10 protein-coding genes are annotated in these 9818 nt (G+C 46.0%); 3 read left to right on the top strand and 7 right to left on the bottom strand.

Features of this window, described 5'->3' with window-relative positions; all coding sequences use genetic code 11:
* On the top strand, positions 1-255 hold a 255-nt coding region (locus QZ938_RS31465), incomplete at its 5' end, for a hypothetical protein (protein ID WP_293365681.1).
* Here QZ938_RS31465 and QZ938_RS31460 read toward each other — a convergent pair.
* From QZ938_RS31460 to patD, 7 genes are all read right to left on the bottom strand, one after another.
* Positions 233-439, bottom strand: a complete 207-nt coding sequence (locus tag QZ938_RS31460) for a glycogen debranching protein (protein ID WP_293353785.1) — start codon at positions 437-439, stop codon at positions 233-235. The two genes, QZ938_RS31465 and QZ938_RS31460, sit on opposite strands and share 23 nt — an antisense overlap.
* 67 nt (positions 440-506) lie before the next feature.
* Positions 507-992 carry a GNAT family N-acetyltransferase gene (locus QZ938_RS31455; RefSeq protein ID WP_293353751.1) on the bottom strand — a complete coding sequence of 162 codons (486 nt, stop codon included), beginning with the start codon at positions 990-992 and terminating at the stop codon, positions 507-509.
* A 47-nt stretch (positions 993-1039) separates the two neighbouring features.
* Positions 1040-1264, bottom strand: a complete 225-nt coding sequence (locus tag QZ938_RS31450) for a hypothetical protein (RefSeq protein WP_293155071.1) — start codon at positions 1262-1264, stop codon at positions 1040-1042.
* A 473-nt stretch (positions 1265-1737) separates the two neighbouring features.
* The gene (locus QZ938_RS31445; protein ID WP_293155073.1) at positions 1738-2811 is read right to left on the bottom strand and encodes an RNA polymerase sigma factor, RpoD/SigA family; all 1074 of its coding nucleotides are present in this window, start codon (positions 2809-2811) and stop codon (positions 1738-1740) included.
* Between the two features lie 125 nt (positions 2812-2936).
* The gene (locus tag QZ938_RS31440) at positions 2937-4655 is read right to left on the bottom strand and encodes an ABC transporter ATP-binding protein (protein WP_293353749.1); all 1719 of its coding nucleotides are present in this window, start codon (positions 4653-4655) and stop codon (positions 2937-2939) included.
* 557 nt (positions 4656-5212) lie between these two features.
* Positions 5213-5797, bottom strand: coding sequence for a zf-TFIIB domain-containing protein (locus QZ938_RS31435; protein ID WP_293336134.1), 585 nt, complete (start codon positions 5795-5797; stop codon positions 5213-5215).
* A 45-nt stretch (positions 5798-5842) separates the two neighbouring features.
* Complete coding sequence (gene patD, locus QZ938_RS31430; RefSeq protein WP_293336132.1) at positions 5843-6241, bottom strand: heterocyst frequency control protein PatD; 399 nt, start codon at positions 6239-6241, stop codon at positions 5843-5845.
* A gap of 60 nt (positions 6242-6301) precedes the next feature.
* Between patD and QZ938_RS31425 the strand changes: the two genes are divergently transcribed.
* Positions 6302-6505, top strand: a complete 204-nt coding sequence (locus QZ938_RS31425) for a hypothetical protein (protein ID WP_293353747.1) — start codon at positions 6302-6304, stop codon at positions 6503-6505.
* A 529-nt stretch (positions 6506-7034) separates the two neighbouring features.
* On the top strand, positions 7035-9308 hold the full coding sequence (locus QZ938_RS31420; protein WP_293155088.1) for a bifunctional (p)ppGpp synthetase/guanosine-3',5'-bis(diphosphate) 3'-pyrophosphohydrolase: 2274 nt from the start codon (positions 7035-7037) through the stop codon (positions 9306-9308).
* Positions 9309-9818 lie beyond the last annotated feature (510 nt).

The following is a 9818-nucleotide window of genomic DNA, read 5'->3' as shown; positions in this document are numbered from 1 at the left end:
ACGGTTTTTTTTGAATTATTTAACCACAGAGAACGCAGAGAACACAGAGAAGGAGAAGAGAGAGGAATAAGTAATAATGTGCAGGGCGATATGGGCGATCGCATTGAACCGCCATATTATATTATCTCATCTACTACGGTTTTTTTTGAATTATTTAACCACAGAGAACGCAGAGAACACAGAGAAAGAGAAGAGAGAGGAATAAGTAATTCCGATGTAAACGGATTTGATATTAATTCAATTTCAAAGCGTTAACAGGTACGTCATCCCAAGCACTAACAGTCCGCAATGTAGCAACCCAGCCCTGTTCTTTTTGTTCTGCACTCAAATTCTGCTCGAAAGATTCGTGGCATTCCTTAGCTTGAGTATCATCGACACAAGCAATGCAAGCATAAAGAATACCTGATGGATCGATTTGCTCGTTTACCCAAATAATCATCATCTCTTCTCCCAATTGAACTCAACTATTATCTAAATTTTCCTATATTTTTGGCAATGATCTACAATCACTTCGAGGCCAAACTCGCCAAAGACTCCCCCGCCACCCGGCAAATCCGCCAGTCGGGCATTACATCAGCACCGATACCCTTGTAAAATCCGATCGCCAATTCATTCCAATCAAGCACACTCCACTCCAAACGCCCGCAGCCCCTTTCCACCGTCAACCGCGCCAAATAAACAATCAAAGACTTGCCAATTCCCCGCCCCCGAAACTCAGGAAGCACAAACAAATCCTCCAAATAAATCCCCGGCTGAGTCAAAAAAGTAGAATAATTGTAAAAAAATAGCGCCCAGCCTACAATCCGACCTTCGCATTCTGCTATAATCGCTTCAGCAAAAGGGCGATCGGCAAACAAATGATTTTCCAAATCAACCGCATTACCTGTTACCGCATGAGATAACTTTTCGTACTCAGCTAAAGCCTTAATCAAATCAAACAGCACCGGCACATCAGCACGGGTAGCTGGACGCAAAATCACCTCATCAGACATAAATCAATCAGTAGTAAGCGACAATCAACAATTAAATATAACAGAAGTCAGTAGTCAGTTGACAGTTGACAGTTGACAGTTGACAGTTTTCTGTTGTCATTATTTGTAGGTGCGTCGCCACTGACAGTTGACAGTTGACAGTTGACAGTTGACAGTTGACAGTTGTCATTATTTGTAGGTGCGTCGCCACTGACAGTTGACAGTTGACAGTTGACAGTTGACAGTTGACAGTTGTCATTATTTGTAGGTGCGTCGCCATTAAAAATCCCCAAAATGTCTTGACAATCTCATAGCGACGCACCTAAAGTTTTCAATAACCTGTCATTATTTGTAGGGTGAGTCGCCATTCAAAATCCCCCAAATATAGCCTTTCTCAAAGAGATGAGGTAAGACTGACAGCTTACATAACCACTAAATTAAGAGGGCTCGCATCCCAACAACGTACCTCACTTTTTTGATAACCGCTATATCTTGACAATCTCATAGCGACGCACCTGGTTTTTTCAATAATCAGTCATTATATCGTTTCTGATTGCATGGAAATGATTTAACCGCAGAGAACACAGAGGACACAGAGGGGAGAGAATAGAGAGCTAAATAGACCATGCTACCGGATTTGATATTATTTGTAGATTGTCAAGCAGTCCCTGGTCAACTGAACTTGAATATGCAAATTTAGGGTGGGGAGAAGCCCACCCTAAATAATTTTAATAATTTTCAAAATGCCAACTCAATGTTTTGAAGCTTATTTCAACCAGCCCTTCAACCGTTCCGTCACTTGAGGGCGCCGCAGCTTTCGCATTGCCTTATTTTGAATTTGACGGACTCGTTCGCGGGACAGATTGAACAAACTACTGACTTCTTCTAAAGTGTAAGGTTCGCCAGTGATCAAACCGTAACGCATAGCAACAATCTCTTTTTCCCGCTCAGTCAAAATATTATCCAACACCTCCAAAATATCTTGGCGCATCATCATCTCATTCATCTGAGCTTCGGGAGATTGCGTTGCGTTATCTTCAATAACATCCAAAAGTTCCGAACTTTCTTCCGTGCCGATGCGGTGGTTGAGAGATAAAGATTGGCGGCGCACTTGCTGGAGGTAACGAAGCTGTTCGGAAGTAACTTCCATTTCCTTAGCAAGTTCAAGTTCAGTGGGATTGCGTTGAAGAGAACGCCTTAAATCCCGATAAACTTTTTTAAGTTTATTTAACTGTTCGACAATGTGAACCGGCAACCTAATTGTTCGCCCTTGATTGGCAATTGTGCGGGTAATTCCTTGGCGAATCCACCAATAGGCATAGGTAGAAAATTTATAACCCTTCTCTGGATCGAACTTTTCGGCGGCTCGGTTCAAACCCAAAGCTCCTTCCTGAATTAAATCAAGAAAAGGCACGCCCCGGTTGAGATAGCGTTTGGCAATCGAAACCACCAAGCGCAAATTAGAGCTGATCATTTTTCGTTTCGCCGACTGACACTGGTAGCGGATCTGTTGCAGTTGAGTTTCGCTCACTCCCAAAGCAGCGGCGAGTTCAACTTTTGTGGGCACTCTGTTCAATTCCTGCTTTAAACGCTCTTCTAGTTCCTGAAGGGCTACCAATTCTTGAACGCGACGCGCTAACTCTACCTCTTCGGTGGCAGTCAGTAGGGGATAGCGAGCCATTTCTTTGAACAAAGCTCCCACGGGATCGTCGGCAGACCAACTGTTGTATGCTGACGATCTACTTACCGTCGGACGATCGATCTCGGTGTCCTCATCCTCTGCGATTTCGAGTGAGGCTTCGGATGCCACCGCAAAACTGCCTAAGTCAGATTTTGCCATATTTGCTTGGTGTCCGTGGGATGATTTGAAAAGTATCCCTTCACTGTAACGAATTTAATCAGAAATTTCCGAAATCCATCTAGAAGTTCGTGACTGATATCTGATTGCGCTAATTTTATACATTTTTATTGAGTTCGAGCCAGTAAAGGAGCAGCCTGCAATAACTCCTGAGTATAAGGGTGCTGCGGATTAGTAAAAATATCCCTAGTTTTCCCGATTTCCACAATTTTTCCCGAATTCATTACCGCAATGCGATCGCAAAAAAACCTCGCCACCCACAAATCGTGCGTAATAAACAGATAAGTCAAATTAAATTCCTGCTTCAACTCCAGCATCAGCTCTAATACCTGAGTCTGTACGCTAGCATCCAGCATACTCACCGGTTCGTCGCAAATAATCAGTTGCGGCCGAGTAATCAAAGCTCGGGCGATGGAAACCCGCTGCTGTTGTCCCCCCGACAGTTCCCCCGGATAACGGCGAAAGAAATCCTCCCCAGGAGTTAAACCCACTCGCTCTAACATTTGGATGACTTGTTTTTTAGCTTCCTCTGCCTTAGCTAATTTGTGAATCAACAAAGGATCGGCAATACTTTGCCCGACTGTCATCATCGGATTCAAGCAAGCGTGGGGATCTTGAAATACCATTTGCATTTGGCGGCGGTGTTTCCTGACAGCATCACGGCTCAGGGCAGTAATATCTATTCCTTCAAATTCAACTTTGCCACCTGTCGGGGGAATCAGCCGCAAAATTGTGCGCGATAACGTACTTTTTCCGCAGCCGGACTCCCCTACAAGCCCGAGGATTTCCCCGCGTTCTAGCTGCAAACTAACGCCGTCTACGGCTTTAATTACCTGGCGGTTCCTGGAAAATAATTGGTCTAATAAATTACTTTCTAAACTGTAGTGCTGCTGCAAATTCGTCACAGTCAACAGAGGCGAATTTGTTAAGTTTGTAGTGAGGACTTCAGTCCTTCTTTCCGGCGAATTTGTTAAGTTTGTAGTGAGGACTTCAGTCCTTCTTTCCTCCGATGTTAACCCTTTACCCGAATCAGCTTGAATGTGCAAAGCTGCTTTCAGGAGCGATCGAGTATATTCGTGTTGCGGGCGTTCAAAAACATCCAACACCGGCCCAGTTTCCACGACTTTGCCGCCGTACATCACCGCAATGCGATCGCAATACTCAGCCACCATCGCCAAATCGTGAGAAATCAGCAAAATCGCCGTTCCCCTTGAAGCACAAAGTCGGGTTAATTCCTGCAAAATCTGAGCAGCGACAGTTACATCCAAACTCGTCGTCGGTTCATCCGCCACAATTAACTTCGGATCGAGCAAAAGAGCCAAAGCAATTGCCACTCTTTGGCGCATTCCACCGCTAAATTCGTGGGGAAATTGCGACCAGCGAGACGCCGGAATTTTCACAGCATCCAAAATCTCGATCGCCCGTTTCTTAGCTTCCTTGCGATTCAAATTCGGTCTGTGAGCCTGCAAAGTCTCGATGCAGTGTTCCCCAACAGTCATCAAAGGATCGAGACGAGTCATCGGATCTTGAAAAATTAACGCCACAGCTTCGCCCCGAAACCGTCTCAGCCGGGAAGCATTCATGTCAAACACCGACTCTCCCCCAAAACCAACCCGCCCCTCAACCAAAGTCGAATCCGGCAACAACCGCATCGCCGCCCTTCCCAAAGTTGACTTACCGCACCCAGACTCCCCAACTAATCCCAGTTTTTCCCCCGGTTCCAGCGTCAGGGAAACCCCATCAACGGCCCAACCGGATTGGCCCCGCCGCTGAGGATAAGCTACTCGCAGATTTTCAACGGAAAATAGAGAAGAGTCATTAGTCATTAGTCTTTAGTCCTTAGTTATTGGTTATTAGTTATTAGTTATTGGTTATTGGTTATTTGTCGAATCATGTCCAGTCATATAATCTTCAATCGTTAATCGTTTGTAGTGAGAACACAGAGTCATCGATCGGGGTGACTGGAGAACTGTTATCCTTACTACAAACAATTCTTTAATGACAAGAGACCAGACATGACATCAGTTATTATTTGTCAGACATTTGTCACTTATTTGTCAGTTTTACTTGTTAGTTGTTACTTGTTAGGGGAGCATCTCAAATTTGCAAAAAAGCAATTTCTTTACAGTGCGAGCGTCCCCGCTCGCGAGTGTTGGATAGATCGCGAGTGTTGGATAGATCGCGAGTGTTGGATAGATCGCGAGTGTTGGATAGATCGCGAGCGGGGACAGCACTATAAAATCAAAACTGAGATGCTCCCGTTGTTAGTTATTAGCCAGTATCTACAACTAACAACTAACAACTAACAACTAACAACTAACAACTAACAACTAACAACTAACAACTAACAACTAACAACTAACAACTAACAACTAACAACTGACTAAATTTCCTTTCGCTTCAACTCAGCTCTCCGCAATATGTAAGTAGCCGCACAATCAGCATGGGGATGGTCTGCTAAAACTTCCGCTAGTTCCAACACATATCCGGCGATATCCGGGCCCAGCTTCTCAGTCAGCACCTGACGTTCCCGAGCAGCGAGTTCTTGCACGCGGGCCTTAGCTTGCCAGTTGGGAGAAAACATCTTGTCAATCTCGGTGTGGAATCCCAGACTTTCGAGAATATCCCACTCGCCGTTATCGCACCAAATTCCTCCGCACAGCATACAGCGCTCTATGTAAAAGGGTACTCTGCTAAACGGAACCTTTGCCCGCGACAGATAGTGACCGTCTTCGGGACACAGTGCTGCTTTGCTGTCGTAGGGAGACGGGGTGAATTCTATGCCGAGAGTGCCAGTCACCTGAGGCTTCTCGGATTTGTTGTACCACAGGCTGTGTTCTTTCTGCCAAGCTTCGTATTCTTTGCCCGGAATCCAGATACCGTAACAGTTGGGACACCACAGCACCGACATACTGCCGGCTAAGGTGCCGCCGTCTAAGTTGGGATGTTTACATTTTGGACATTCCACCGCTTTCTTTCTCCTTGCCTTATCTATTCCCTGTTAATTCAGATATTAATTTTGCATCTGGACGGGCCCAGAAGCACCATAATTTTTTTGGAGCACCGCACCGCAGTAGCCAATTAGCGTGTTAAGTCGCTCCGCAGCCGCAGTTTGCCTCGCGGATGCTGTCGCTGGCTGCTTCGCGACTTGCAAAAACGTGACATCTGTTCCCAATAACCGCAGTTGCTTGTGAATTTCCGTCAAATATGACTGTTCTGGCGGGGGTTCTGAGGCGTCTAACTCAGCGCTGGGGACTCTCATAATTTGGTTTCCGAAAAATTGTTGCACTTTTTTGTATTCGATCGCCAGCGCTGCCCGATCGAGATTATCCTCTGCGACAGTTCTTTGTAGCTGTTCGAGTGCTTGCTGTAATTCTTCGTAGCAATGGCGGCGGTCTTCGGACAATATCATGATTTTGTGAACAAATTTGTCTTTATAATCAAAGTAGATTCTTGCTTAAGGTTGGCTCAGATGAAGGAAAGCCGTGCCTTTTTGCAGCAATTCCCTGTTTTTCGAGAAAATTTCATCGCTGGGGGGCATCATCTCGATCGCTCTGGCTTTTGCTTTGAGTTCTCAACTGTCAACTGTCAACTGTCAAGCATCGCTCTGGCTTCTGCTTTGAGTTGTCAACTGTCAACTGTCAACTGTCAAGCATCGCTCTGGCTTCTGCTTTGAGTTGTCAACTGTCAACTGTCAAGCATCGCTCTGGCTTCTGCTTTAAGTTGTCAACTGTCAACTGTCAACTGTCAACTATCAAGCATCGCTCTGGCCTCTGCTTTGAGTTTAGCGTTGCCTGTAAATGTCGATCGCCCGCTCCACCAAAAACAGGTACAGTGTCCCAATGCTCGCTAGAGTGGATATCTTCAAATTTTAGACCCTAGTTCCAGATTCATCTGTCGAGTCAAATCTCAAATCTCAAATCTCAAATCTCAAATCGACTGACCTCCACTGCTACCGCCAAAATATCCCCATCTTACGCGATCGACAGAACGGAGTGGCGGCAGTGGAGTCACTATATTTTCCTACCTGCGAGGGGGGGCAGCTCGCAATTAGATAGGTATAGTTAACACAAAAATCGACTATTTTTTGGGATTGCAAATTGTGGCATTCAATTAGTTTAGTATAACTAAACACATAATTTCGGCAATTCAACCGAAAACTGGCATTTAACCATTTGTATTTCTAATTTTTAAAGGTGTACCCCATGAACGCAAACACTCTGACTCCCTCGAATGCGATCGATCCTTGCATAGTTCCCGATTGGCTGCAAGAATGTCTGAATGCTCGATCGCAACCTGACGAAGCCCCAAATCCCAATTGTACGACGGACAACGGCTTAATTTGTCGGGCTTTTGAATTTGCGCGCGACTTGCACGAAGGACAGTACCGCAAATCTGGAGAACCTTATATTTGCCATCCCGTAGCTGTAGCTGGAATACTGCGATATATGGGCGGAAACAGCGCCATGATTGCCGCTGGTTTCCTGCATGACATTGTGGAAGATACAGATATTACTCTCGAAGAAATAGAACAGCGGTTTGGGGCAGAAGTGCGACAGTTAGTCGAAGGCGTCACCAAGCTTTCTAAGTTTAATTTTTCCAGCAAAACAGAGCGTCTTGCCGAAAATTTCCGCCGAATGTTCCTAGCAATGGCTAAAGATATTCGCGTGATTGTCGTCAAACTCGCAGACAGGCTGCACAATATGAGGACTTTGGAGCATTTGTCCGAAGAAAAGCAGCGCAGTATTGCCCTAGAAACCCGAGATATTTTTGCTCCCCTGGCGAACCGTTTGGGTATCGGGCGCTTTAAGTGGGAATTGGAAGATTTAGCCTTTAAATACTTGGAACCGGAAGCTTACCGCGAAATTCAGGACTTGGTGGCAGTCAAGCGGGGCGATCGAGAAACCCAACTTGCAGAAGTCACAGATTGTTTGCGAGACAGGCTTGACAATCTAGGCATTAAATGCTACGAAGTCAGCGGCCGTCCCAAACATTTGTACGGGATTTATGGGAAGATGCAGCGCCGGCAAAAAGGCTTTAACCAAGTGTACGATATTGCTGCGGTGCGGATCATAGTAGAAACTAATGATGACTGTTATCGCGCATTGGCGATCGTCCACGATTCATTCCGCCCGATTCCCGGCCGTTTTAAAGACTATATCGGTTTACCAAAAGCCAACCGCTATCAATCGTTGCACACCGGAGTAATCGGCACCAGCGGCCGCCCCATCGAAGTCCAAATTCGCACCGTAGCAATGCACCACATTGCCGAATACGGCATAGCAGCCCACTGGAAATACAAAGAAACAGGCGGTTCCAACACAACAGTTACCGGCGACGACGAAAAATTTACCTGGCTGCGGCAACTGCTAGAATGGCAAACAGATCTCAAAGACGATCGCGAATATTTACAAAGCATTAAAGACAACTTATTCGACGAAGATATCTACGTTTTCACTCCTAACGGAGACGTAATTGCCCTCAACAGCGGATCGACACCCGTAGATTTTGCCTACCGCATTCACACAGAAATAGGCAATCGCTGCACCGGCGCCAGAGTCAACGGGCGGATGGTGACACTAGACAAGGTTTTAAAGAATGGTGATATTGTAGAAATCTTGAACCAAAAAAACGGCCATCCCAGCTCCGACTGGCTGAATTTTGTCAAGACAAACGGAGCAAAAAACCGAATTCGGCAGTGGTTAAAGCGATCGCACCGAGATGAAAATCTCGCTCGCGGGCGGGAATTACTGGAAAAAGAATTAGGCAAAAACGGCCTAGAATCCTTGCTCAAATCAGGGCCAATGCAATCAGTAGCTCAGCGGTGCAACTACCACAGCGTCGAAGATTTAATCGCTGGTTTGGGCTACGGCGAAGTCACGCTAAATCTCGTAGTAAATCGCCTGCGAGATTTAGTAAAAGTGCAGCAAAAAATAGAAGCTGCACCCGGAGGAACCCAGGAATCCCCCGTGCAAATACCTGCATCGACGACACCCAAACCCGTACCGAGTTCATCTCCGAGCAAATCGCCGATCGCAGGTGTAGAAGGATTGCTGTATCATTTAGCCGGCTGTTGCTGTCCGATTCCCGGCGAATCAATTATTGGAGTAGTGACTCGCATCCGAGGAATTTCGATTCACCGCCAAGGCTGTTCAAATGTTGAGAGTGTACCGGGTGATAGATTAGTTCCTGTGAGTTGGAATTCCACCAACCGCAATGAATCTCGCCCCAATACTTATCCGGTTAACATTCAAGTCGAAGCGCTCGATCGAGTGGGAGTTCTCAATGATGTATTATCGCATTTAAAAGACAACAAAGTGAACGTCCGCAGCGCTCAAGTCAAAACATATCCAGGATTGCCGGCATTAATTGACTTGTGCATGGATATCCAGGATAAAGAACAGTTCGAGCGGACTTGTATGCAGATTAAAAATATGAGCGATATTTTGAATTTGCGGAGGCTGAGTGAAGCTGAGTGAAGGAACTTAAGAAAGACGGCGGTTGAAACCGCGCCTATACAAACTTTCGTCCGCCTCCGCGGTGTAAAGAAGGTAACATAATTTTAACCGTTCGTTCTTCAACCTGCGGAGGCAGGTTTTGCTTGTATAGACGCGAATTATATTCGCCCGGTCTCCTTCAACTTAAGAAAGACGGCGGTTGAAACCGCGCCTATACAAACCAAGTCCGCCTCCGCGGTGTAAAGAAGGTAACATAATTTTAACCGTTCGTTCTTCAACCTGCGGAGGCAGGTTTTGCTTGTATAGACGCGAATTATATTCGCCCGGTCTTCTTAAGAAAGACGGCGGTTGAAACCGCGCCTATACAAACCAAGTCCGCCTCCGCGGACTGAAGAAGGTAACATATTTTAACCGTTCGTTCTTCAACCTGCGGAGGCAGGTTTTGCTTGTATAGACGCGAATTATATTCGCCCGGTCTTCTTAAGAAAGACGGCGGTTGAAACCGCGCCTATACAAACCAAGTCCGCCTCC

This window comes from Microcoleus sp. CAWBG27 (genome assembly GCF_020883145.1).
GTDB lineage: Bacteria > Cyanobacteriota > Cyanobacteriia > Cyanobacteriales > Microcoleaceae > Microcoleus.
This window is presented reverse-complemented; position numbering and strand designations above follow the sequence as displayed.

Bases quoted from the DNA above. Each gene is read 5' to 3' on its own strand.
- QZ938_RS31420 (WP_293155088.1), top strand. From the start codon at position 7,035: ATGAACGCAAACACTCTGACTCCCTCGAATGCGATCGATCCTTGCATA.
- QZ938_RS31460 (WP_293353785.1), bottom strand. From the start codon at position 439: ATGATTATTTGGGTAAACGAGCAAATCGATCCATCAGGTATTCTTTAT.
- patD (WP_293336132.1), bottom strand. From the start codon at position 6,241: ATGATATTGTCCGAAGACCGCCGCCATTGCTACGAAGAATTACAGCAA.
- QZ938_RS31425 (WP_293353747.1), top strand. From the start codon at position 6,302: ATGAAGGAAAGCCGTGCCTTTTTGCAGCAATTCCCTGTTTTTCGAGAA.
- QZ938_RS31440 (WP_293353749.1), bottom strand. From the start codon at position 4,655: ATGACTAATGACTCTTCTCTATTTTCCGTTGAAAATCTGCGAGTAGCT.
- QZ938_RS31445 (WP_293155073.1), bottom strand. From the start codon at position 2,811: ATGGCAAAATCTGACTTAGGCAGTTTTGCGGTGGCATCCGAAGCCTCA.
- QZ938_RS31455 (WP_293353751.1), bottom strand. From the start codon at position 992: ATGTCTGATGAGGTGATTTTGCGTCCAGCTACCCGTGCTGATGTGCCG.